This is a genomic window from Olavius algarvensis spirochete endosymbiont (assembly GCA_900608495.1).
GTDB lineage: Bacteria > Spirochaetota > Spirochaetia > DSM-2461 > DSM-2461 > UBA2779.
Genome location: UWYT01000181.1, coordinates 23,081 through 48,650, shown reverse-complemented (window position 1 = coordinate 48,650; position 25,570 = coordinate 23,081). Strand labels below are relative to the sequence as shown.

At 44.8% G+C, this 25,570-nt stretch carries 19 protein-coding genes, 1 tRNA gene and 1 CRISPR repeat array; of the genes, 7 read left to right on the top strand and 13 right to left on the bottom strand.

The genetic code is table 11. From position 1 onward, the window contains the following. Positions 1–20: 20 nt before the first annotated feature. Genes rbsB through fucU form a run of 3 tightly spaced genes read right to left on the bottom strand, consistent with a single transcriptional unit; the run spans position 21 to position 2,323 of the window. The gene (gene rbsB, locus S1OALGB6SA_RS04880) at positions 21–908 is read right to left on the bottom strand and encodes a ribose ABC transporter substrate-binding protein RbsB (protein WP_124032727.1); all 888 of its coding nucleotides are present in this window, start codon (positions 906–908) and stop codon (positions 21–23) included. A 16-nt stretch (positions 909–924) separates the two neighbouring features. Then, complete coding sequence (locus S1OALGB6SA_RS04875; protein ID WP_230204423.1) at positions 925–1,902, bottom strand: ABC transporter permease; 978 nt, start codon at positions 1,900–1,902, stop codon at positions 925–927. Continuing rightward, complete coding sequence (gene fucU / locus S1OALGB6SA_RS04870; protein ID WP_124032726.1) at positions 1,892–2,323, bottom strand: L-fucose mutarotase; 432 nt, start codon at positions 2,321–2,323, stop codon at positions 1,892–1,894. Before fucU ends, S1OALGB6SA_RS04875 begins: the two co-directional genes overlap by 11 nt. A 208-nt stretch (positions 2,324–2,531) precedes the next feature. Here fucU and S1OALGB6SA_RS04865 point away from each other — a divergent pair, with 208 nt between their 5' ends. After that, positions 2,532–2,831 (top strand): Bor/Iss family lipoprotein, encoded by a 300-nt coding sequence (locus tag S1OALGB6SA_RS04865; RefSeq protein WP_124032725.1) that lies wholly within the window; start codon positions 2,532–2,534, stop codon positions 2,829–2,831. Between the two features lie 392 nt (positions 2,832–3,223). Then, positions 3,224–4,018: a DUF8426 domain-containing protein gene (locus S1OALGB6SA_RS04860; RefSeq protein ID WP_230204422.1), complete on the top strand. Its 795-nt coding sequence runs from the start codon at positions 3,224–3,226 to the stop codon at positions 4,016–4,018. Here the strand turns inward: S1OALGB6SA_RS04860 and S1OALGB6SA_RS04855 are convergent. The 4 genes from S1OALGB6SA_RS04855 to S1OALGB6SA_RS04840 all read right to left on the bottom strand — a co-directional run bounded on the left by S1OALGB6SA_RS04855 (position 3,995) and on the right by S1OALGB6SA_RS04840 (position 6,260). Further along, positions 3,995–4,312 (bottom strand): hypothetical protein, encoded by a 318-nt coding sequence (locus tag S1OALGB6SA_RS04855; RefSeq protein ID WP_124032724.1) that lies wholly within the window; start codon positions 4,310–4,312, stop codon positions 3,995–3,997. The genes S1OALGB6SA_RS04860 and S1OALGB6SA_RS04855 overlap by 24 nt on opposite strands. A gap of 122 nt (positions 4,313–4,434) precedes the next feature. Further along, positions 4,435–4,507 (bottom strand) — tRNA-Thr (locus tag S1OALGB6SA_RS04850). A gap of 107 nt (positions 4,508–4,614) precedes the next feature. Further along, positions 4,615–5,277: a Crp/Fnr family transcriptional regulator gene (locus tag S1OALGB6SA_RS04845; RefSeq protein ID WP_124032723.1), complete on the bottom strand. Its 663-nt coding sequence runs from the start codon at positions 5,275–5,277 to the stop codon at positions 4,615–4,617. Then, positions 5,274–6,260, bottom strand: coding sequence for a cyclic nucleotide-binding domain-containing protein (locus tag S1OALGB6SA_RS04840; protein ID WP_195910311.1), 987 nt, complete (start codon positions 6,258–6,260; stop codon positions 5,274–5,276). Before S1OALGB6SA_RS04840 ends, S1OALGB6SA_RS04845 begins: the two co-directional genes overlap by 4 nt. Before the next feature lie 83 nt (positions 6,261–6,343). Between S1OALGB6SA_RS04840 and S1OALGB6SA_RS04835 the strand changes: the two genes are divergently transcribed. The 4 genes from S1OALGB6SA_RS04835 (at position 6,344) to S1OALGB6SA_RS04820 (ending at position 11,844) form a co-directional block, all read left to right on the top strand. Beyond that, positions 6,344–7,177: a PHP domain-containing protein gene (locus tag S1OALGB6SA_RS04835; RefSeq protein WP_124032721.1), complete on the top strand. Its 834-nt coding sequence runs from the start codon at positions 6,344–6,346 to the stop codon at positions 7,175–7,177. After that, a complete protein-coding gene (locus S1OALGB6SA_RS04830) occupies positions 7,167–8,063 on the top strand; it encodes a M23 family metallopeptidase (protein ID WP_230204425.1) in 897 nt (298 codons plus the stop codon). Before S1OALGB6SA_RS04835 ends, S1OALGB6SA_RS04830 begins: the two co-directional genes overlap by 11 nt. 13 nt (positions 8,064–8,076) lie before the next feature. Next, positions 8,077–9,084: a hypothetical protein gene (locus tag S1OALGB6SA_RS04825; protein ID WP_148084029.1), complete on the top strand. Its 1,008-nt coding sequence runs from the start codon at positions 8,077–8,079 to the stop codon at positions 9,082–9,084. Between the two features lie 237 nt (positions 9,085–9,321). Continuing rightward, on the top strand, positions 9,322–11,844 hold the full coding sequence (locus S1OALGB6SA_RS04820; protein ID WP_124032718.1) for a penicillin-binding protein 1A: 2,523 nt from the start codon (positions 9,322–9,324) through the stop codon (positions 11,842–11,844). A gap of 15 nt (positions 11,845–11,859) precedes the next feature. Here the strand turns inward: S1OALGB6SA_RS04820 and S1OALGB6SA_RS04815 are convergent, their stop codons facing one another. From S1OALGB6SA_RS04815 to S1OALGB6SA_RS04800, 4 genes are all read right to left on the bottom strand, one after another. Then, positions 11,860–13,365 (bottom strand): P83/100 family protein, encoded by a 1,506-nt coding sequence (locus S1OALGB6SA_RS04815; protein ID WP_037561020.1) that lies wholly within the window; start codon positions 13,363–13,365, stop codon positions 11,860–11,862. Positions 13,366–13,423: 58 nt separating this feature from the next. Next, positions 13,424–15,154: an outer membrane protein assembly factor BamB family protein gene (locus S1OALGB6SA_RS04810; protein ID WP_161786752.1), complete on the bottom strand. Its 1,731-nt coding sequence runs from the start codon at positions 15,152–15,154 to the stop codon at positions 13,424–13,426. Between the two features lie 331 nt (positions 15,155–15,485). Further along, a complete protein-coding gene (locus S1OALGB6SA_RS04805; RefSeq protein ID WP_037561017.1) occupies positions 15,486–17,123 on the bottom strand; it encodes an ABC-F family ATP-binding cassette domain-containing protein in 1,638 nt (545 codons plus the stop codon). A 90-nt stretch (positions 17,124–17,213) separates the two neighbouring features. After that, positions 17,214–19,211 carry a GNAT family N-acetyltransferase gene (locus tag S1OALGB6SA_RS04800; RefSeq protein WP_124032716.1) on the bottom strand — a complete coding sequence of 666 codons (1,998 nt, stop codon included), beginning with the start codon at positions 19,209–19,211 and terminating at the stop codon, positions 17,214–17,216. Between the two features lie 123 nt (positions 19,212–19,334). Between S1OALGB6SA_RS04800 and S1OALGB6SA_RS04795 the strand changes: the two genes are divergently transcribed. Further along, positions 19,335–21,785 carry a heavy metal translocating P-type ATPase gene (locus S1OALGB6SA_RS04795; protein WP_230204421.1) on the top strand — a complete coding sequence of 817 codons (2,451 nt, stop codon included), beginning with the start codon at positions 19,335–19,337 and terminating at the stop codon, positions 21,783–21,785. A gap of 49 nt (positions 21,786–21,834) precedes the next feature. Here S1OALGB6SA_RS04795 and S1OALGB6SA_RS04790 read toward each other — a convergent pair whose 3' ends face one another. Further along, positions 21,835–22,374: a DUF1697 domain-containing protein gene (locus S1OALGB6SA_RS04790; RefSeq protein WP_230204420.1), complete on the bottom strand. Its 540-nt coding sequence runs from the start codon at positions 22,372–22,374 to the stop codon at positions 21,835–21,837. 204 nt (positions 22,375–22,578) lie between these two features. Continuing rightward, positions 22,579–24,970: a CRISPR direct-repeat array (repeat unit 36 nt; unit sequence GTGTCAGTCAATTAACTCAATTTCAAGCGGTGCGAT). A gap of 309 nt (positions 24,971–25,279) precedes the next feature. Further along, positions 25,280–25,570, bottom strand: coding sequence for a CRISPR-associated endonuclease Cas2 (gene cas2 / locus S1OALGB6SA_RS04785; protein ID WP_124032715.1), 291 nt, complete (start codon positions 25,568–25,570; stop codon positions 25,280–25,282).

The following is a 25,570-nucleotide window of genomic DNA, read 5'->3' as shown; positions in this document are numbered from 1 at the left end:
GCGGGGACCCACTGTTTAAGCTATCTGACTAGCGCCAGATCAACAGGAATGTTAGCTGAAACTGTTTCGCCCATAAGATACTTATATGCTGTTTCAACTCCAAGAGCACCAATCATATCAGGCTGTTGAGCAACTGTTGCGGCCAATGAGCCATCTTCAACAGCAACTATGGCATCATCTATCGCATCGAATCCAACAAAAACGATACCTGTATTCCCGGCAGCCTTTGCGGCCTCGATGGCCCCAAGAATCATTTCATCATTGTGAGCAAAAACACCATTTATTTCCGGTTGGGCCTGAAGTATGTTTTCAAAAACACTTAGGCCTTCAGCGCGATTGAAATTCGCGGTCTGGCGAGCCACAACCTCTATACCGGGAACCGCGCCAACGACAGCATTGAATCCCTCGCCACGATCCCGAGCGGCCGATGTACCTGCAATACCTTCCAATTCGACAAGTTTTCCAGAACCTCCGATGGCTTCCACAAGAAATTCCGCGGCCATTCTTCCACCGGCAACATTATCCGAAGCAATATGGGCAACAATTTCACCCCCTGCAGCACCGCGATCTATTGTTAAAACAGGTATGGCTGCAGCATTGGCCTTCATGATGCTTGGCACTATGGCATCAGCATCAGTTGGGTTTACAAGAATCGCATCAACCCCCTGTTGAATGAGGTCCTCCATATTCACAGCTTCCTTAGCCGGATCGTCCTGGGAATCCACAATGATTAAACTCACACCAAGTTCGGAAGCCTTGGCCTCGGCACCCTCCTTTAACGTAACGAAGAAAGGATTGTTCAAAGTCGAAATCGACAAGCCATAGACGGTTCCCTCTAAATCGCCCCTGGCAAATAGAACGCCTGAAATCGAACCCAAAACAAATAATAAAACAAGCAGTCTCTTCATTTATACCTCACTATATTCAAACCGACTCACGGTCGATTTTTCTTTCTTGAACCGAAACGCGATTGAATAGCAGGGCCATAGCAATCACTACACCCTTTACAACCTGGCCCCAGAATGATGGGATATTCAGAAGATTCAATCCATTGTTGATAACCACAATGAACAATACTCCTATCAAAGTACCCGCCAGCCCCCCGCTGCCCCCATTGAAGTTGGAGCCACCAACAACCACGGCAGCAATCGCATCCAGTTCATAGCCCATGCCCATAACAGGTTGGGCAGAATCCAAACGAGCAATTAGAATCTGACCAGCAAGTGCCGCCAGAACTCCAGCAACAGAATATACCACAATTATATATAGTTTAACAAGTATCCCTGTGAAACGAGCCGCAACCGGATTGTTACCCAAAGCGTACAGTTGTTCCCCTTGTGAAGTTAAATTCAAGAAAAACATACCAATAAGGAACACTGCCAACACGATAATAACTGGAACAGGAATCGGTCCTACAAAACCGGTTCCAAGAACCCGAAACGACTCCGGTAAACCGGTGATTGGCTTGCCCTGGGTAAAACTCAATGCCAATCCCCGTGCAAAGGTCATGGTTCCCAGCGTCGCTACAAACGGAGGAAGAGAAAACAACGTTACAAGGATTCCATTGAATAAACCAAGCAGCGCTCCAACGAATAGACCACTGAAGAAAGCCATTAGTGGAGGCAGGCCACTAACCAACAGTTGGGCCGTAATCACCGAACTTAAGGCTAATACTGAACCTACCGAAAGATCAATTCCCGCAGTAAGGATAACCAGGGTCATCCCCGCCGCAATGATTCCATTAATGGAGGATTGACGAAGAATATTTAGAGCATTTGGAAGGGTTAGAAATCGATTCGACAGTATTGAAAGAACAACACACAGAGCCAAGAAGGCCAACAGCAATCCTGAACGTCTCATCCTCGCCGCAAAAACAATGGCAAGTGACCCCCTATCTATCAATAACGCCCTTCTTCAATATTATATTGCCATATTTCTTCACCTCGCCGGTCATAACTACAGCAAATGCATTTTTAGCCTGCTCATAAAACTTAAAACGTTCGACTCGCTGTATAGGGGGTGTTTCTGGCCAAAACTTATTAACTACTCTGCGATAGGCGGCCTCTACACTCATGTCCAGCTCATCCTTTGCTGCCGGTTCCATCATAAAAAGTGGATTTGGAACGTAAGAATCCAGGGTGATTAGGGGCAGTATGCCTTCAAGAAGCAAGGGAATTCCGATTCCGTCTGCCCTGACAACACGTTTCCCGAAGCTATCTCCCGGGAAAAAAGAATCAGCCAAAACAATTTCATCGCCATGGCCCATTCTAAACAAAACTGCAAGCAGTTCCGGAGAAATCACCGGGTTGATATTTCGCAGCATAAACGCCTCCTTCTGAAGAGCAACGGAGCATTGATTCCATCAGTCTTCGCTTTACTTATGAAAAAAAGTGCGTACCCGCATGATACAATCAAACATTGAGCAATGTCACTTCAAGAAGCGATTCAATCCAATAAAACAATCCCAAATAGTTGATCAAAAACTGCTGAAATACCAAGATAACTGCATTATCAGTTTTTGGAGTCATTATATGAAAAGATCAATGCTATCATCCATCATTTTACTCATGCTCACAGGTTTACTCCTATCAGCCTGTTTTACCTATTCTGTCGATTACGGGGAAGGGCCTCAAAAATATGTCGAAACAGAGAAAATGAAAAACCACTACTTCATCTACGGTCTGGTGGGCTTGGATGAACAACCAGGAGTCGAGCCCAGAAGCGGAACGCAGGACTATCGATTGACTATAGAACACACATTTATCGATCTCTTACTCCAATATATAACCATGGGAATCTATACGCCAACTACAACAACTATCACGGAGTAACGGCTACCCTGAAGAGTGATAGCCTATCTCTTTTTGAGAAAAGAGCCAGTTCTCCTGCAGCCGGAAGACGGATGTTCCGCTCCGGCGGACATCCACACCTTCATAAGCCAAAGTGGAGACTCGAACTCCAGACCTACGCATTACGAGAACGCGACAACTGTTTGCTATTCTTTGTGTATCTACTGGTATTATAGCATTTTATGAGACATCCATCAAGTTTACATCTTGGTATCGTTGCGTATCGTTGCGTATTGTTGTAAAGAGTTATGTATCGATTGATAGCAAGAACCGGGTTACAGTTAAAATAAAGTACCAACTCTGAAGACTCTAATGTATTGTCAAGATAACGATTAATTATTATTATTACGAAGCTCTAAATAAAGGACATAACTATGAACATCTGGCGATTAATGTCACATCATGATGAAGATGACCAAAAGGAATCACTCAAAATGATGATTGCTAGAAATCGAATTGCGGTAGGATGGTCAAACTCTGGTGATTTATCAACTGCGGGGATAAATAACAAAGATGACATTTCGGCATTGATTACAAGAACTCATCCCGGCATCAGTAGTGTAGGTCACGGCAGAGCTTCTCTATGGAATCTTTACTCAGAAATGGAGATAGATGACCTTGTAATAGTAGTTGTTGATAATAAGGCAGAATCAGTTTTTCAAGTCATTGGAAACTACATATATGAATCAGGCGAAAAACAGATTATTGGATATTCTCATCAGCGTCCTGCTGTTCTTACAAATATTGACGCAGATAACTTATGGAGGGAGTCGGGAGGTCAATTTGCAGAAGGTCAGAATCGGCGATGGGCTTTAGCTCTCGTAGATAGTGGTAATATCGATAAAGAAGAAATTCAACATCAAGAAAGACAGCGATATTCTGTAACTTCTACAGTTATTGAACGGAATCCTAGTGCTAGAGAAGCTTGCATCACACACCGTGGATCAATATGTGCAGCATGTGAATTCAATTTCACAGATAAGTACGGAATTAGTGGCCCAGATCTCATACACGTTCACCATGTAAATGATCTTTCATTGTCTGACGGGCAACACAATGTTGATCCAATCAAGGATCTAATTCCACTCTGCCCGAATTGTCATGCAATGATACATACTGAACGTCCTGCAATGGATCTTGAGAAATTACGTCGTATTATCATTAACTGAATCAATCAACCCTCTACGCTTTAGGATACTGACAATTCGTTGTGCATCATTTCTTGTTAATTCTAAAGATTTTAAATGGTCGAGTGAGTTTTCGGCATCAACAGCACTTTTAAAAGATCGATGATCCTTGGTTTTGCCATCAGGTATACCGTTTACTAGCCAATCCATAGCCACCATTTCAGCAGCGTCACGATCAACCTTTCCTGTGCTTTTCCAAGGGAATCTGACACCTTTGTGAAAAAGACGAGCGTAATAAACTTGCCCTCGGAGCCTTAACCAAAAAAACCGGCGCATATTTGCCTCCCGTATCAAGAGGTTCTCACAAAAGGGTTACACCTCTCAGTCGTGAATAACAAGCAGTTCCGGTTTTCCAGTCACTATTCTTTACATTGTAATGACTTACATAAGCCACCAAGAGCCAAAGTGGAGACTCGAACTCCAGACCTACGCATTACGAGTGCGTTGCTCTACCAGCTGAGCTACTTTGGCAGTTGGCTGATTATAACTAACCGGCGGTATGGGTGCCAGTACCCAAAAAGTCCAATTTCCGTGGGGTTGCGCATCGACAGTGGCCAGGTTTTAAGATACTCAGGCAATCAGTTCTGATTCTTCTGAAAATTCCGGCGCGAATTCACGAACCTAACCAAATCGTGAATATTGGTTACCTCTATCCTGTCGTTGAACACCTTTATCCTTTGTTGTTCCTGAAAATGAATTAGAATCTGCCTGCATCTGTCAGCTCGCATACCGGCCCACTGGGCAATATCAGCAACTGAGTTATTATAAACCCTCTTACCGGTATCGCTATCCATGTATTCAAGCCGCCAAGTTTCCGCAAGCATAACGAAAACATCCGCAACACGAGCGTACTCGTCCGATAAAGTCAAAATAGCAAAGCGTCGTTTCTGATCGTATATTCTTTGAGCAAAAAGAGATAATAGTTTGATGGCCATCTGCGGATTCCCGGTCATCAAAGCCTCAAAATTGCTTCTATTGAACTCAAGGAGTTTGCAATTCTCCAAAGCGATAATCGAAGCGCTTCGTGGTGCATTTTCAAGCAAGGCCATCTCTCCGAAAAATTCACCAGGCTTCAGTATGTCGATGATTTTCTCGATATTCCCAATAATCTTGACAATCTTAACCCTTCCTGCCTGAATCAGATAAAAGGTATCTCCTGGTTCATATTCGCAAAAGATAATTTCATTCTCTTTGAAAGTACGGACAAATCGTTCAAATTTTGAAAGATCGAGGAGGTTCATGTATTTGAACCTCTCATATCCCGGACCTCCCGGGTTTTTTCAAGCACCTGTTTGTAGAGAGGCCCATCTTTCGGAATCAGATTTCCAGCCTTAACGAAAAAATTATACGCCTTCTCCATCTCCCCCAGTTCCTTATGGCAAAGGCCGATATAGAACAATTCCTCCCCGAGAAATGATTCATCAGGGTGTCGTCTGATAGCGGAAGCCAACTGACCCGCTGCTTCGTTAAACATATCCAGATGGTACAAACAACAACCAATTCGAAATTCGGCAATTGCCAAAATTGCCTTATCTTGCTCATTCTGGACTATGGATAGAAATCCCCTCATGGCTTCCTTGTAGTTCCCCATCTTATACCGCGCGTCAATTTCATCAAAATTTGCAGCGGGTGGGACAGGAGGTTCCAGGCTTTCTTCATTAGCTTCACTCACAGCTGGGGAGTTGCCATACAGGGATTTCTCAGCTATCCCAGCTTTCAAAGTTGCCTGCGGCGCATAGATACCCTTAGGCCAGTGTTGTAAATACTTCTTGAATGTATAATAAGCCTTCGGGTACTGCTTTTCCTTGAGGTAGTACTCGCCTATCGCGAACATACCAGCCTCTTGATTCGTATTAATCCTGTCTGTGGATAAAAGATTTTGAACCTGATGGTGAATTCTTCGCAGCTGTGTGGAAAAAACCTGAAGCATTTTCATTAGAATACGTGGATGCTCAGCTACAAAACTCTCGAATTCGGCAATAGAGAAGTGAATCACCAAACAATCAGTAATTGCCATCGCAATCTCATCATGGGGGTAATTGCCAAGCGCTGCCTTGACACCAAAAAATTCACCCGTTTTAATCGATTCTCTTATCTCCGCACCTGTTTGGATATCCTCGTATGCAAGCTCAATTTTGCCCGTTTTCAATATAGGTATTCCATCAGCCTTATCACCCTGAAAATAGACAATTGCATTTGCGCGATAGAACACTGTTTTAGGCAAGGAAATCTCCGTTATGCAAGAAAAGGATACGCATCCCAGTGGGATTCTGTCAACAATGCCGACAATTGTGTATTCTAGCCTGTATGATCGATCTTCACACTCACTCGAATGTGAGCGATGGCGAATTATCCCCCACTGCATTACTCGAATTGGCCAAGAACTCCGGGATAACAGCCCTCGCGTTAACTGATCATGATACACTGGCAGGCCTTGAGGAAGCGGAAAAAATAGCGAAACTTCTGGAAATTCGATTCATTCCCGGTGTGGAAAGCGAAGTGGAATTCGAACCTGGAGATTTCCATATACTCGGATTGGGAATTAAGCAATATCCGGACGGACCGCTAGGGGATTTTCTTGAGGAAATCCGCAGACGACGCAACTCCAGAAACAGTAGAATGGTTCATCTGATGAACGCTGATGGACTGAATGTTACACTGAACGAATTAAACAGCCTGGCCGGGGGCGAGGTTCTTGGACGAATGCATTTTGCCAGCTGGCTTATCGCCAAAGGCATGGCAAAAAATGTTCCAGACTGCTTCGAGAAATGGCTGAAGCCGGGTTGCCCCTACAATGTACCAAAAATTTCACCCAGACTCGAAGAATTTGTCGAAGTGATTCGCAAGGCAGGCGGTAAGGCCATCATCGCCCATCCGCTATCGCTGTGGATTTCATGGAGCCGCTTTGAAAAATACGCCCCTCTGTGGAAGGAAATCGGAATCGACGGAATCGAAGCCCTGCACTCCGGGGCTTCAAGAAGTGGGGCCGCAAAACTGGCTGAACTGGCAAAAAAAAATGATATGCTGATTACTGGAGGTTCCGACTTTCATGGAAGCGGACGACCGGACAGGCGCTTGGGTTATGGCGCCGCGGGAATCTCCCTGAATGAGGAGTTATTGCTGCCATTTGATGAAGCGTAAGATTACTATCTTCACATACCTTCTATTGTTTGTGCATGTAGTGACGGCAGACTATCCTCTTATAAGCTATACGATCAAATCACGAGACCCCCTCTATAGTCAGCATCAGCAAGATATCGAACTATGGTATTCGGATAGAGCAAAATCACAGCCGTTAATGATTTTCAGATATATCCCGCTACCATCTGAGGACATTTTTTCTGTTGCGGCCGCATTCAACGTGCCTTATGACACACTTGCAACTTTAAACAACTGGAACGCGCCAGATCTTCTCAAAGCAGGCGATGAGGTTCTGATTCCCAATATCCCGGGTGTGTTTGTGCCTATTGTGCCAGAGGATGAATGGGAAAAAAATCTCTCCGAAATCACAAGAAGTTCGGACGCAATACAAGTTATCATAAGATTAGAGGACAACAAAAACAGGATGTTCAGGTTTCATCCTGGAGATAAATTTAGTTCCGATGAACGAATAAGCTTTCTTGGAAGTTCATTCTCCTTACCCATAAGACAGGGCAATATCACATCCTCCTTCGGCTATCGTTCACATCCCCTCACTGGAGAATTAAGCTTCCATCCCGGGATTGACATCAGGACGCCAGTCGGTACTCCTGTATTTGCGGCGCGCAATGGGATAGTGCATGATATCGGTACGCTGAAAGTTCACGGTCTTTACGTTATAATCAATCATGATGGTGGGTATCAAACGGTTTATGCTCACTTGGATGGGGTTCCAGTCAAAGTGGGTCAGAGTGTAGGGGCGGGTGAACAAATTGCTTCTTCAGGCAATTCTGGACTTTCGACTGGCCCACATCTGCACTTTGAAATTCGAAAAAATGGAAAACCGACAAATCCTGCAACATTGACTGCTTTTCACGAGTTAAAATAACAGTATGAAACTATTGAGAACAAGTGCGGCCAGACTGTTTATCCTGCTTCTTCTGTCATCGATTACCCCTGTGTATTCCGAGAACATCAGGGGCAGAACTACAAAGACACTTCAAATCGATGGTTCGACAGTGGAATTCAAGCCGGAAGAGCAAGTAATAATAACCTATCTGGATGAGATTTCCGCTTTTCAAGAAGGTGTCGAAATACAAATCGAGATATCATCATCACTTAGAGAATTTCGAAATAGTTTTGCACTGATGATATATAAGGATGTCAGCCCTGTTTCGAAAGAAAACCGAGATGAATACAATGGCACAAGAATTCATATGGAACTCATCCCTGCCAGAGAGAAAACCTTCGTACGCATTCCCTTCAGTGAAGCACATGCAATAACGGGAGACGCCTTGACTTCTGTACTGTCGATACCCATTGATGTCGAACAGTTTCCACTCCTTGTAACCGTGCTGCCTATTATGAAAGGAATACCCGATAGAGCCTTTTCGGAAAAACTCATAATCAACGTGGCCTCAATTTGGAAAAATGAAGGTTCTTTAACTGTCAATATCACGAATTTATCTGAGAATACTGAAGAAATAATCGAGGTGACCGTGGATAAAACCGTGATCGAGTTAAACAAAGCAATGAAACTACCTGCTGGAATTCATAAGGTTAGAGTCGATAGCACTCACGCCCCGACAATCGAGCAATCCATAGCCGTGGAAGCAGGAGAAGAGATAATGCTGAACCTCGCGTTGGACTATAGTCCGCCTGAACTAACAATTCATATTCCGCAGGGTGCAATAATCCGGCTGGATGACAAGCTTATTGAAACCGATGATACGGTGGAAGTAATCAAAACGGTTTCCGGAGAGCATTCGGTATCATATACCCTCGGGGAACTGGAGGTGATCCGACACTTCACCACTCAACCTGGAAGCAGGATAAATATCAGTTTATTTGTCGACGTTGAAATTATTGAGCGCAGCAACAGCGGCGAAATCGGCGAAGATGGCGAATAAAGAGAACTGAACGACAATAACCTCACTGACTGCTCGGCGAATCTACCGAATCCAGTTACGATACATCAAATTTCAGATGACACAAAGCGCGGGAAACCATCAGGAGCAATCAGAGTGTTAGCTCAAGCTTGCCACATAGCTCTCTTTGGCACCTGGGCAAAAGGCCGGTTTGATTACGATTAAATTTTCCTTCCTGAAATCCTTGACATATCTCGAAGGCAGGCGTACCTTGAAACCGTGATTTTTACCGGCAAACGACGTGTGGTATTCATCGCTCTCAGTTTTTCATTCTTTGCATGCGCAATCCTATTCGGAATTTTTTTAGGGTTGAATCTCGCGGCCACATATAACGTGCGCAATATGGAAGAAATAACTACCTCAAAGCCGGCTATTCCTTCTCAGCTACTCGACGTCAACGGAAGGTTGATTACCGAATTCTTTTCTGATGAGAAACGCAATCTCATATCTATAACTGCAATTCCAAAGGTTCAGATTTATGCATTGCTTACCAGAGAAGATGCGCCTTTCTATAAGCATACCGGCGTATCTTTCGGAGGCCTCATACGCGCGATTATTAACAACATACTCTACACCCTTACTGATAAGGGATATTTCTCCGGTTTCAGCACCCTCACTATGCAGGTTGCAGGCACCAGACACGCGGATCGCACAGAAATTTCCATAAAACGAAAACTCAAAGAGATATGGTGGGCCTACCAGCTTGAACGCCGATTCACAAAGCAAGAAATTTTGGAACTATACTTGAATTCAGTCTATTTCGGCCACAACACCTATGGTGTAGAGGCGGCCAGTCAATTTTTCTTCGGACATCCGACCGCCGAAAACTCTCCTGCCGAAGCAGTAATGCTGGTAATACAACTTGTGGGATCCGATTTATACTCGCCGATAACACAGCCCCAGGCTGCAAGATTTCGGCAACGGGAAATATTGAACCAAATGGTTGCGGCGGGCCATGTGGATTCCGAAGCCGCCGACGCCTCATTCGAAAACTACTGGAACAATTTCGACTGGTCTCGCTCGGCCACCGACTCACCTTATTCCAGTCGCCTGGCCAATGACAAAGCTCCCTATTTCAGCGAATTCATTCGAAACGAAGTAGAGAAACATCTATTTGGTCAACAAGATATCTATCGGGATGGCTATACCATACATACGACATTGAACCTTGACTATCAAAAAGAGGCCGATGAACAGATTGAAAAGGGGTTGCAGATATGGAATCAGAAATATCGGGACCATAGAGACAACAGGAATAGATATGCTTCAAAGTCTCTAGTCGAAACTATAGAGCTTCTGTCGTTTGTCTTTGACATTCCCGACATACAGTCCCTTGAAGCTGAAAAGAAAGGAGCCGCTCGCAGAGTTGTGATAAATCAACTAACCTCGGTGACTGATTTAATGTCGATGGTATTCGGGTTGAACGATCTGAAATCAATCGCGAACATCTCTTACGAGCATGCTCTGACATACCAAAAAATGAACAATGTCGAGACTGCTCTAATCACTCTTGATAATAAAACCGGTTACATCCTGGCCATGGTGGGTGGAAGTGAATTCAGCCGAAATAACCAGTTTAATCGCGCCATGGAGGCAAACATAATGCCAGGCTCTGCGTTCAAGCCTCTCTACTACTCGGCCGCGATTAGCTCAGGAGACTTCACGGCTGCCAGCCGAATCCACGACGGCCCCAGAATTTTTATCAGTCCCGATGGTACGTCCTATATTCCCCGTAATTACAATGATACTTGGTCTGCCAGTGTGTTGCTTAGAGATGCGCTTGCAAAATCACTTAACATACCCGCTCTTATAGTTCTTGAATCCATCGGTTTCGACGCCGCAATAAATAGATCGGCAGAGCTTCTTGGAATTACCAGCACTCAGGAAATTGCCAAAACCTTTGATAGAGTATATCCACTGGGTTTGGGGACACTGGGCTTATCTCCAATACAACTTGCACGCGCATACGCAACAATGGCTAATGCTGGCTATGAGGTAGAGCCCATCGCAATCAGATACATTGAAGACCGTGATGGAAATGTAATAGTAAACCCCGAACGCGAACTTCGAGAATCACAAGAAAGAAAAAACATGCAAATCATGTCGCCACAGACAGCATTTATAATAACCAGTATCCTGCAAAGTACTGTCTCTTCAGGCACTCTGGCCTGGGCTAAAAATACTGTAAATGGTTTTGATGGAATGCCCATGGCAGGTAAAACCGGTACCTCTCAGAACTGGGCTGATGCCTGGACTGTCGGCTTCTCTCCGTATCACACCACAGCTATTTGGATGGGTTTTGACAAGAGAGGCAATTCGCTGGGTAGAACCCAGACAGGGGCTACGTCCACGGGACCTGTCTGGGCTAGTTACATGAAGAAAATACACGAAAGTTTACCCAAAATAGACTTCCCCAAACCTGTAACCGGAATTGTTGAGGTTGTAATAGATCGTAGAACCGGTATGTTGCCCGGCAACGATACTCCCAAGGATCAGCTTCGATCCGAATATTTCATCGCAGGCACTCAACCCACGGAAATGAGTAATCTCATGGTTTTTGAAGCAGACAGGGATGAACAGCAGATAATCAAAATTGCAGTCGATTCATCCCGTACGAATCTCGCGAATCCGGCTGCCGACACAAGAGATCTTCTTCGAGAACTTAATCTCGAACCTCTGTACTTAGAGGAACTTGGCATTGATCAAGAGGAAAGTGCTTTGGACTATAGTATTCTGGACTGATAGTTTTCAGGGTTTTTAGTCGCGATTTTTCTCTTTCAAATTGGCGTTTGAAAGCTTTAGAATGCCACCCTCGGCCCCCTGAACGTATATTGAAGATTCGTCACAGGATATCGAAGTCCATGGTGTTATCGCAAGTTGACTAATCGCTGTTCTGTTCATGGTCGTATCGAATTTACCTAGACGCCATTCGCCTTTTTCAGTGGTAACCAGGTATATATCGCTGCCGTCCATCATCATTAGGGAACCAGGGAAAATATCATGCTCCCCCACCGATATTGTTTCCAGTGTATTTCTGTCGAGCAGCATTAATCTCACCTTGGAATTCGAACCTCTTCTCCCGGCAATAACAATAATCGAATCCGGCAATATAGCCATTGATCGCCCGCGCACGGCGGTAAGCTTACTTACTGCAAGTAATTCACTATTTTCGGAGTTGTATTTCACAACTCTGCCATAGGGAATACCATCCCCCTCATTATCAACAGTCAGAAACCAGATTGGTTCCAACAAGCTTGTCGATGTGGTTACATCCTCGTTTTCAGCGGCAATTCGTTTGTTCTCATCTTCGGAGATATCATCTCGCATTACGAGAACTTCCTTCGTCTCCTCATCCACCTTTTTCTGGAGTTCTTCTAGTTCCTCGATCGCTTTTTCAACGCTCGATTTATCCTTCTCCAGTTCTTCCCTTACCGCCCTTTCCTCCAAACCAGGTTCTTCTTTTTCTTCAAAGTCATCAAGTTTTTCCGAAATTGACTTCCGTTTGCTCTCCAATTCACCACGGAGCTTATCGAGATTTTCCTGCTCCTTGATTATTTCCCTTTCTCGAAGCTCCACCATACCTCGCCGAGAATCCAAACCCATATCCTCTTCCTTGCGCATCTCCTCCACTACCTGATCGTCTGCAATTGCCCCGGCATCCACGGAAGTGCCCGAATCAAATTTCGTGCCAAGAGGTATGAGCATCTGGGTTTTCCCCGCCCAATTTGAATAATGCGTGTCGAGCCCCAAGAAATCAGGATTCAGAAAATTGACAACCGGTTCTTTATAACGCTCCCTAACCATTTCCATGTCTTTCCTGTATACCGCATTGTAATATGTTATAAACTCGGCAATTAGATAGGCATCCCGTCTAGAGAAATCATAAACCGTTTCTAGATATCCAGCAATTATCGTTCTAAGATTGTTGATATGATCTACCGCCGCATCGTTTCCAACAATGAAAACATCTGAATCAAAACCTTGTTCAATGCTCGGCTCAACGATGTGAACAACCTCGTACTTCCCGCCAATTGAGTTTTTGCCAGAGATTTCAGGAGTGATCCCACTGCCCAAAAAACGGCCTATACCGAGAATCTGATCTGCCGTGTTTATAAACTCGTAGGGGCCAACATAGTTAATGAATTTTATTGACTGATCGCCAATACTAATCAACTCATCGCGGTCTACCTGAGCTTCTTGAGCATTCAAAGGCAAACACAGCACCGTCACCAGAAACATACGGAGAAATTTTCTTTGAGTCATTCTTCAAATCCTTGTAAGTTGAAATTGTATTCATCAATCCTTACGATGTCCCTCATTTTTATCCATCCGCCAGAATAAAGAGTAGCTCTTTTTTATTTACATTCGAAATATCGCTGCTTAGGAGTCTGTTGATCAAATCGATGCCTGATGAATCGCTTACACCGCCGTTATATCGAATCAAATCCATTAGAGCTCGGGCTGTTTCCAAAATGAATCTCTCTCCCTGCGGGCCTAAAGCCTTATAACGGCTGTATATTGTCCGCATTGATGCTCCATCCCAATCAGAACCGATGTAGCCTAGAGCTCGAAAACCGGCTGCCAGAGCCAATGGATCTTTTTCGTTTCGCAGACATTGAAGAACTAAACCTCGCAATCTGAAATCAATTCCTTTTGAAATTAATTGATAGCCTGCCGCACGAACTAAGGCATGAGAGCTTTTTACATCCACGGAGCGAATAGTTCCAATTGATACCAAATCCTCCAGCAGCAAATCCACCCAGGGGAGAGCTTTGCGCATTGTCAGTTCGTCGGTGTAGGACTCTATTTCCTCAACAAGCTTCATGCGCTGTTCCAGACTATCGGATACAGCCATCTGTTCGCGAATCAAAAATCTCGAATCCTTACGAGCAGTTTTCCGATCGATAACTGCTGATGAGGTGGGAAGTGTTCCCGATCTTAGGGGACCGCCTCTGAACTGAAGCCATCCGGAACCCGGCAAGCCAGCTTTCCAGGCATAGAGTATCCAATCCCTGCCACCTGCTATCAGCATACCTTGTTCAGTAAGCAGGGGTTCGGACAATGCGGAACCTACTTGGAGTTTGGTATGCGCATTTATCGCATCCGGGTGAACTACTCGGATACTTCCATCGGATACGGGAGCGAAAATTGTCCCATCGGTTGAAACTGAAGGAGCGCCACTACTAAGCGCTATTCGGAAACGTCCGGTTTCCTCCCCGTCTTCACTGTATGCAACTGCTTCGCCGGTGGCATAAAAAACTAGTCCCTGCTTGGAACTCGTTGTCAGTATCGCGGTAACCCTCGATGATTCAGTTTTAAGTCTAAATACAGGATCCAGTTGGGTTGAAGCTGATTGTGAATGTCGGCCGGTATAGTGTGGAAAAACCGAAATGGCGCCATCATATCCTCCAGCCCAAATCCGTTCATCGCCATCCAGGGCCAATGTTGAAACCGATTCGTCAAGGCTCACATGCGCTATCTCCTCCCCCCAGGTATCAACACAAATGATTTTCCCGCTATTCAATGGAATCCAAACCAAACCATCGGCATTGACAACTGGGGAGGCTGATGCCTCACTTCCCATATCTATGGTCCACAAAATCTCACCACGCCTGGAGACACATAACATTTCGCCACTGAGCAATGGCAGGAATACTCTTCCGTCTGAACTGCCCGCGGGCAGCACAGCCATTTCCGCACTCAACAGCAGTTTCCATCTTCCGGTGCCTCCCGGCGTAACCGCAAAGAATTCCCGCCTATCATTCTGAATATAAATTGTGCCATCCGCGCCAATCATCAAGAGGCTTCTGAGTTTCCCTCCTGGCCGATAAATCCAGTTTACTTCACCAGTATCACCATTAAGGCTGTGAAGGGCCCTGTCTTCCGCAACGATGTAGACATCGGAACCTGGGCCCTGAGCTGGAAAGGTGTTTATTTCCCCTCCAAACGCCCTTCGCCATATGGGTTTGTTGTCAAACCGCTCAAACTTTTCCGCGCCTGCCAAACTTACTATAGGCACAAGAAAAACGACGCATATAACACGACAATCCATTATTTGTCGCCGTTCACCGAAAATAAGCATCCTGGTTTTCACACACACGATTGAGAGGGATGAGAACCACCTTCTCCAGAACGGATGGGCGATTGCATAAGCGACATATTCATCTAGTATGTACCGGTTTTAGGTAAACCTTAGCAAGTAGATTATGTAACTCGAATAACGAAATGCACAAAGCGAATTTTGGCAAGCATACGTTTGGCATCAATCGTGTAATTGTCAGAGAGCAACAAGGAGGCCAGGAGTCTATTTGTTCTCAATCACGCTTATCGTGCGAGGGTTCTGAGGATTCTTGGTTATATCAGCATTAATTGCGCAAAAACACCTATATCCTTAGACGTTCATGGCGACCACCATACATTTCATCTCTGAACCTGGCTACATCCTTACTCTGTAGATATTCCTCAAGCGACATCCGGCGATCTATCACTCCGGCGGGAGTAAATTCGATAATGCGATTGGCTATTGTATTGATAAATTGAAGATCGTGGCTTGCAAAAAAAATCGAGCCATCGAAGTCGATTAGTCCATTATTCAGGCTCGTGATAGATTCAAGATCGAGGTGGCTGGTTGGATTATCCAAAATTAAAACATTCGCCCCGCTCAACATCATTTTAGAAAGCAAGCAGCGAACCTTTTCTCCTCCAGATAATACGTTAACTCTTTTCAAAGATTCATCTTGAGTAAACAGCATTCGCCCAAGAAATCCACGGATGTATGCCACATCCTGCTCGGTGGAATACTGCCGAAGCCAGTCGGTTATGGATAAATCACTATTGAAAAATCTCGAATTATTCTTGGGGAAGTAGTCAGAAGTAACAGTGGCGCCCCATGTGATTCTGCCCTCATCCAACTCAAGTTCTCCGGCTATTATATCCATAAATGCCGTTTTAGCCAGATTATCTGGCCCGACAAAACCAATTTTATCGCCCTTCTGGACACTCAAATCCCATGAAGTAAACAATATCTGTGAGTCGAAGCTTTTCGAACAGTTTTCAAGTTCCAAAATAACTTTCCCAAGTTTACGCTCAGAGTTGAAGCTGCAATAAGGAAATCGTCTTGAGCTTCGCGGTAGACTTTCCAAATCGAGTTTATTCAATTCCCTCATGCGGCTTGTTGCCTGTTTGCTTTTCGAAGCGTTTGCCGAAAAGCGCTGTATAAACAGCCTCAGTTCCGCAGCTCGCGCCTCGGCTCTTTTTTGACGATCTCGCTGCTGGGTCACAACAAGTTGGCTGGCTTGTTGCCAAAATGAATAGTTTCCGTAATAAACACTGATTTTCCCGAAATCGATATCGGCGATGTGAGTGCATACTTTGTTAAGAAAATGCCTGTCGTGGCTTACAACAATGACAATGTTGTTTAACCTCAATAAGAAGTCTTCGAGCCATCTGATGGATTCGATATCAAGATGATTTGTTGGTTCGTCGAGTAATAGTATATCCGGATTCCCAAATAGAGCCTGGGCAACAAGAACGCGAACTTTAACATCATCATCAAGTTCCGACATCTGTTTCTGATGAATATCATCGCTGATTCCCAAACCAGAGAGCAGTGTCGCTGCCTCGCTCTCAGATTCATAACCACCCATTCCCGCAAACTCACTCTCTAATTCCGCAACCCTTATACCCTCATCATCCGTCATGGACGGTTTGGAATAGAGCAACTCTCTTTCCTGCATAATTTCATAAAGCATAGGAAAGCCCTTGATAACTGCATGCAAAACTGAATACTCATCGAAAGCACTCCGATTCTGCATGAGAACTGCCACCCTCATTCCGGAACTAATAGCTACAGTACCTGAATCTATTTCCTGCTCTCCCGAAAGTATTTTCAGAAATGTCGATTTCCCCGAACCGTTCGCTCCAATTAATCCATAGCAGTTACCAGGGAGGAACTTGATATTGACATCCTTAAACAACAGACGCTTCCCGAAGGAAAGACTAACATCTGAGACGTTGAGCATGATTGATTCTCCGCGCTTCTGGCTGATAGTGACTAAGTGGGTATCTGAAATAGCATATACCTGTCTTGAAGGTCAATCCTCATTCGAGTATTAATCCAGTGCCGTTATGAATCCCTGCATTTCACTTTCAGCCGTTCTAACAAATCGCTCTTCCAATTCCTTCAAGGATAGCGTTGCAAACTCTCCAAAAGTGCTCGATGTATCAGAATCTATGTCGCGAGTATAACGGATGTAAGTAGACTGATAGAATGCAAGACGCTTGGCTGGGTGTATGCCGAACTCCAATATCGTCTGCGCCCCCTTTTGCAACAGCAGAAGCTTATCTTTGAGATCTTCGTCTGAATCAACCGACCAGACACCAAGATATATGGGATTGCTGTCAATATTCACATCGCCAACAAATTCCCCGCGAAGCAAGCTGTCCTTGTCGCCTCCAAGATAAGGAACAAAATCCAAATGTTCGGCGAGTTTCCTATCCGTCGCCAGAAAAGTTTTTTCTCCAGGGTTCAATGTGAAAATGATTACCTTATCAATCGACTGGCCATAACTCTTGAACAAAGCATCACGATGGTTTCTCATATCAACGTGGGTCGCAAGCATTTTGTGACTCCTCAGGATTCTCTTAGCGGTGGTAGACAGCCATCTATTTAGAGCCTGGTGTATTCCTTTCCATTTCCTTGCCTTAATTTCAAATTCGTTTTCTCTCATATTTCCATGGAAATACGAAAGGATAATTCGATATAAATCCCGAATATTGTGGTGGTGACTAAACTGTTCCAGAAGCTCAAAAAGGAATATCTCTTTTTTACGAACCCTCCAAATCGCCGAAACTATTTCGGTGCGGGTTGATTTATCAGAAATTCTAGTTTCATCTTCCAAACCCTGGAGCTCAAAAAAACGCCTCTGAAGCGATGAAAAGCGCTTTGTAAGCCCAACTACAGAACGCTCAAATTTAATTATCCATTCAGTTCCCTTGCCAATCTCGCTATGTACTTCGAGCCGGTTCGGGCCGAAAGAACTCCAAACCTGGGCTGTCCCCAGTCCCTCACCCTTCCCATCAGCCTTTGTGGATTTCCCAATGAAAGCCGGGCGGTTGTCCGGGCCACGCGCTAGCAGTTCCTGTGGAATGCCGCTGCCATTATCCGCAATTCGAAGCTTCACAAAGCCATCGTCATCCTCGTACAAAGAAATATTTAATCTGTTGGGTTCTTCGTTATCCGTCATCGCATCGATGGAATTCGAGGCCAAATTCACTAATGCTCTCCCAATATTCAGCCAATGTCCTAACACAACCGGTTTCTGAACCAGGAGATTAATCGACAATTCAATTTCTTCCTGGCTGGCGTTTACGTATGGAACCAGTCTTTCCAAGATTAACTCCTGCAAGTTCACCTCGTGCGCCATGGACACGGAATCTCGGTACATATTCAGCATATTTATAAGAGTGGTAGTTTCTCTATTAATATCCTCAATTATTCGCCCCGCATTTTCGGGCGCGAGTGCGTTTATCATTGCCATCAATGAACTAAGTGTTTTGCGAGCATCGTGTCGGGTTCGCCCAATTTCGTCGGCCGCTGGAGTTCTTCGACTCGCCTTCCCAACTTTTTTAAGCAAATCCCTGCTTATTGCGCTTAGCCGATAATAAACCATGTTCCGATAGACAATGCTATCTTCCACTTCGAAGCCGTTATGACGAAAAAACTCAACCGTATCGTGTTGCTTCTCCCATACATAGAGATAGATATTGGATTCCTCCGATATCTCCCTGGCCAGATTTTCGATAAATGTACTGCCAATACCCCTGCCACGGCCGTATGGACTCGTAACCAGCTTGTATATCAGATATTCCCTATGGTTGGATGAACTATAGGTGAGCAGATAGCCTAAAATCTCACCCTCTTCTATCCATGTATAGCTATGCTGATAATCCTTCGTGGCCGAGGGATCGTAAATGAAAGGAGAAGGAATAATGAAAGTGTCAATATTTAACAACGGATTATTGCGAATCCGACTTTCGTTTTCCTTAGTTAAAACCTGGATTGCTTCCCACCGCTGCATAGCTGTCTCCCTATCCGCTAAAACCATCATAGGAAGTTTCACTCCTTATTACAAATCTTTCCAGGCAACCAATTAAGTCTTATAGATTTGAGAAAAAATTGACGATCCCCCCCCTGCCGGTGTAAGGTATAATACATGGAGGAAAACAAAATAGTGAAACAGCAGTTATCGATTCGGGGAATCACCTGCTCATCTTGCGTGAATTTAATCGAAAAGGCAGTTGTACAATTACCAGGCGTTGAAAGAGCATCTGTAAATTTTGCAAATGAGAGACTGGATGTCACTTATGATGGGAATTTAACATCCATTCCCGTAATAGCGAAAACTATTAAAGATATTGGTTACGAAACAAGCGAGATTAACCCATTAAGGGAAATACTCATCCCAATCCGCGGCATGACATGCGCAGGCTGCGCCACAACCGTCGAAAGGGCAATATCCAAGCTTCCTGGCGTATCTGAGGTATTTGTCAACCTGACAACAGAAAAGGCTCTTATTCGATACAATCCAGGCAATACTGGAATTTCACAGATAAGGGCCAGTATCAATCATGCAGGTTACCAGGCAAAAGAAGTTGAACCCCGTGTAAACGAAGAAGTACAAGATAAATCCGAAATTGAAACGCTGCTGAAGAAGTTTATCATATCGGCGGCCTTCACTATCCCCCTTCTCTACCTTTCAATGGGGCACATGATAGGGCTTCCGTTGCCAGGCTTAGTGAATCCGGAAAACAATCCGCTGGTTTTCGGGCTTTCTCAACTCTTCCTTACAATACCCGTCCTAATAGCGGGCAACCGCTTCTACCTGGTAGGTTTCAGGGCCATCTTCAAAGCACATCCCAACATGGACTCGCTAATCGTCATCGGAACCAACACAGCATTTCTATACGGCATCTATGCCATTATCAGGATAGCTGCCGGTGAAGCCATATACGCAGAAAATCTCTACTTTGAAACCGCCAGCGTGATAATCACTCTGATACTCTTGGGTAAATACCTGGAAACAATCTCAAAGAAGAAGACTTCCCAGGCGATAAAAACACTCATCGGCCTTCAACCGAAAACCGCGATAGTATTGGAAGGTAACTCAGAAACCATTGTCCTCATTGAAGATGTGAAACCGGGCGATGTAATCCTGGTGAAACCAGGCGCCAAAATACCCGTCGATGGCATAGTTATCAATGGAAATACCAGTGTCGATCAGTCAATGATTAGCGGTGAAAGTCTTCCCATAGAAAAAAGTGTCGGGGATTTGGTTATCGGCGCGAGTATCAACAAGAATGGTACAATACAATTCCGTGCAAGCAAGGTTGGTGAGGATACCGCACTCTCTCAGATTATCAAACTTGTAGAAGAGGCTCAAAGTTCAAAAGCACCTATCTCCAGAATTGCCGATGCCATCTCGGCTTACTTCGTCCCCATCGTAATCGGGATAGCCATATTATCAGGCGCAGTATGGTTTCTTTCCGGTGAATCTCTAGAATTTGCCCTTACGGTTCTTATTTCCGTGCTGGTAATTGCATGCCCCTGTGCCCTGGGTTTGGCAACTCCAACTGCGATAATGGTTGGAACAGGCAAAGGAGCAGAATTGGGCGTTCTAATAAAAGGAGGACGTCCACTGGAAACCGCTCACAAAATAGACACAGTAGTTTTTGATAAAACCGGCACTATCACCAAAGGTCAGCCGAAGCTTACCGACATATTGAGCACAAGCAGCATCAGTGAAGAGGAAATATTAACCTTATGCGCCTCCGGCGAGAAAAACTCGGAACACCCAATAGGCAATGCGGTAGTAAGGGCTGCCGAAGAAAAAGGAATAAGACTAAAGGAAATTCAAGAATTCCAGGCAGTCCCCGGGAAGGGTGTGAAATACAAAACCGAAAACAAAGAAGTCTTTTTTGGAAACCAGGCCCTGCTTGATGCAATAGGAATCAAACTCGATAAGACGAAACAATCTGAGCAGCTCGCTGAGGATGGAAAAACTCCCATGTACGCAGTTATAGACCGCAAAATGGCGGGAATCATCGCCGTTGCCGACACCATAAAGGAAACAAGCGCGAAGGCAATCGCAAAGCTTCGTGAAATGGGAATGAGAATAGTGATGATAACGGGTGATAACCGCCGAACCGCCACTGCAATTGCACGCCAAGTCAATATCGATAAGGTGTTATCGGAAATACTGCCTCAGGATAAAGCTCACGAGGTTAAGAAACTCCAGAAAAGCGAATCTACGGTTGCGATGGTTGGCGATGGAATCAACGACGCCCCCGCACTCGCGATATCGGACGTGGGAATAGCGATAGGTACGGGAACAGACGTGGCTATGGAATCAGCCGATATAGTACTGATGAATAGCAGCCTGCTGGATGTAGTTACAGCAATCAAGCTCAGTCAGGCTACAATGCGAAATATCAAACAAAACCTTTTCTGGGCCTTCGCATACAACATCCTGGGAATTCCAATAGCGGCAGGGGTTCTATTTGCATTTGGGGGACCACTTCTAAGCCCAATGATAGCCGCCGCGGCAATGGCATTCAGCTCTCTTTCCGTAGTCTTCAATGCCTTAAGACTCAGAAAGTTCAAAATGGGAAATGGGATAAGATAAACTGCTGAACTTTCGATCCGCTGAAGCTGGCACTCGAGCAAAACTGCAGTCACCATGATAATAATCGCTGTGGAAATAGAACCAGATTCAGGATTCCCCAGCCATGCTTGCAAGATTTGAAACCGTGTTCATATTGCGCATGGTTCCACATCCTGGTGGGAAGTTTGAGTTTTGAGGAGGCCATTCCAGCTTTGAAGTGGATATAAACTTCTCTTTCCCCCATCCGGATTTCCTCCGTGCTTGAAGGATGAAAAAGTCTATCGTTAATGGGACTGGTTTGGAAAAATACACCCACCCCGGATAACTTGCTTGTTGAAAAGGGATTTGCGTCCAGCACGGCCTTCAGTTCCTTTGCAGTTCGAAGAACAACCTCGGTTTTTATTTCTAATTTATCCGCTAGAGCTTCTTCCAGGGCTCTTCGGATTGCAGTTTCAGCGAGATTGCTATCGAAAACAATATTCCCACTCTGAATGTAGGTACGCACATTCTCAAGGCCAAGTTCAATACACAAGTCCGACAGAGTTTTCATGGAAAGCTTGCCTGTACCGCCAACATTCACAGCCCTGAGAAGAGCTATGTATCTAGTCACTGCCTTGTTCCGTCAACAGAAGCACCCCCTTATGGGAGCCAGTTTTTGATTTAAGCCACCCAAACCTGGGGAAGAGTCCTTTTTGTACTGAATTTGAGTATCCAAAAAACTATTCTATCTGATTTTATGATTGTTGATCAATCTGCGATTTCCTTCTCAAGCGGTGCGATATCGCACCGTTAGAAACAAAACCGAAGAAAAAACGTGTCAGTCAATTAACTCAATTTCAAGCGGTGCGACGCGGTAGGACTGTCCTGCCGGTTGTGGATTCGGCAGTGTCAGTCAATTAACTCAATTTCAAGCGGTGCGACACCGGCGCAGTTGTCTCGTTGCCTCGCACTATATGTGTCAGTCAATTAACTCAATTTCAAGCGGTGCGATCACATGCAACAGTGCGGGCACAACGCTTATCGCCGGTGTCAGTCAATTAACTCAATTTCAAGCGGTGCGATGACTGCGTGAGGGAAAGGAGATACACAGCGATGGTAGTGTCAGTCAATTAACTCAATTTCAAGCGGTGCGATCTGAAAACCAAGCGCGAAGAAATTCGCAAAATGAATGTGTCAGTCAATTAACTCAATTTCAAGCGGTGCGATCTGGTTAAGCGTATCCATCTCAGACGGAGTCACCCGGTGTCAGTCAATTAACTCAATTTCAAGCGGTGCGATGCTGATCCGTGGGGCGACTGGTCAAGTGGATATATGTGTCAGTCAATTAACTCAATTTCAAGCGGTGCGATATTTTGGGCGAGATCGGCCCGATAAAAAGCTTAATTGTGTCAGTCAATTAACTCAATTTCAAGCGGTGCGATGAGTAGAGCGCCGGACGGCTGACAGCATACGTCGGAGTGTCAGTCAATTAACTCAATTTCAAGCGGTGCGATCCCGTATCGATTACCGATTGCACCTTGCGCGACTGTGTCAGTCAATTAACTCAATTTCAAGCGGTGCGATATAAGCGCGTGGGTCGACTAGATGTAAGTCTGTCGGTGTCAGTCAATTAACTCAATTTCAAGCGGTGCGATTCATGTACTATATCGGTAACAAGATCAAATATACGTGTCAGTCAATTAACTCAATTTCAAGCGGTGCGATCTTGGATTGCTGATCATGTTAGCCGCGCATAATTGGTGTCAGTCAATTAACTCAATTTCAAGCGGTGCGATGATCAATCAAATAACAACAGCTTCATATCTAAACAGTGTCAGTCAATTAACTCAATTTCAAGCGGTGCGATGATTTGCCAAAACCGGGGGAATGGCGGAATCTTCAGTGTCAGTCAATTAACTCAATTTCAAGCGGTGCGATAGCATAACACTATATATATCTATTTATCGGCCTAGTGTCAGTCAATTAACTCAATTTCAAGCGGTGCGATCATATCGGAGCGGCACTAACAAAAAACGCACTTTCAAGTGTCAGTCAATTAACTCAATTTCAAGCGGTGCGATAATTTAGAAGTCCGACATAGAAATAGGGGTGAATGGTGTCAGTCAATTAACTCAATTTCAAGCGGTGCGATATATCCAGGTCCTGGCGCTCTGCCTCGCAAACCCGCGTGTCAGTCAATTAACTCAATTTCAAGCGGTGCGATGACGGGGAACCCTGAAAAAAAACCAAAAAAATCAGTGTCAGTCAATTAACTCAATTTCAAGCGGTGCGATGAGGCGGTCTTAGGCTGGCGAATTCAAGACATTGCGTGTCAGTCAATTAACTCAATTTCAAGCGGTGCGATGAGATGAAGTTGCAAGTATCCCATTGGAAAAGCTAAGTGTCAGTCAATTAACTCAATTTCAAGCGGTGCGATGTTTTGAGCCGGATTCAAGGAGTGCGACAATTCACTGTGTCAGTCAATTAACTCAATTTCAAGCGGTGCGATGGCAAGTCAAATCCCTCAAGCACTAACTTGCACGTGAGTGTCAGTCAATTAACTCAATTTCAAGCGGTGCGATGGACTTCAAAGTCTTCAGCGTCAAATCCGTCTTCAGTGTCAGTCAATTAACTCAATTTCAAGCGGTGCGATAAAAAGACCTTAAAAGAGATAAATTATTAAATTAGTGTCAGTCAATTAACTCAATTTCAAGCGGTGCGATCAATAAGTCACAGGAAAAGTATATCGAGAACCATTTTGTGTCAGTCAATTAACTCAATTTCAAGCGGTGCGATGCCGATACGCTGGTCTCGGCCTCGATGTATACAGTGAGTGTCAGTCAATTAACTCAATTTCAAGCGGTGCGATGTTTTTTTTCATCAAAATATTACCCCTGTCTTAAGTGTCAGTCAATTAACTCAATTTCAAGCGGTGCGATCCAGGAAAATCGATTTGCCCGCGCCGGTTGGTCCGAGTGTCAGTCAATTAACTCAATTTCAAGCGGTGCGATGGCAAAAAGTTGGACGCCTGACGAGGGTGTCGCCAGGGTGTCAGTCAATTAACTCAATTTCAAGCGGTGCGATAATAACACACGGTTAGTTAATACAGGCGCATTCTAGTGTCAGTCAATTAACTCAATTTCAAGCGGTGCGATCCCATAACTCCCGTAACTATCACCGTAAGTTCCTGCGTGTCAGTCAATTAACTCAATTTCAAGCGGTGCGATACCGGGCTTCTAATTCCTTAGCTGCCCAGTCTTTCAGGGCAGATTCGCGAGCCCTTCCACCAAAACAGCACTTCGCACTACTCGCAAAGCTCATTTCAGTTAGGCTAAGTCCTTTAGAGTAAAGGTTTACGAGCACACCCCGCCTCCCCATGCACAAGCTCAGCACTCGCAATGTCAAAGAGCGCTTGATACGAAATAATTGACTTCACGGTGCCAAAAGCCCATTGAAGGGGAAGACACATGCCGTGAAAGAAACAGTTCCTATAGAACTGAAGATAAATGTACATGCTCTCAAGTTTTTTGTCAAGGCTAGATGATAACAATGCGCTCATTTTGCATATTGAGAGACTGCCCTATAACCGTTGTGGCCGCTCTTGCGGCCTTCTCGTTCGTACCCATGCTTATTATCAACACCTGATCTTCCTTTAGGTTTATCTCTTCTTCAATGTCTGATTGAAGCCTCACTCGGTCTATATCTTTTAAAACACAGAAAAATATCGAGTACTGCCAGTGTTCGCCGTATCCCTTCATTAACCTGAACACCTGTCGAAGCCGTTTGGGGTTCCGTATGTCATAACAAACCAGATAGGAGCCTCTCAT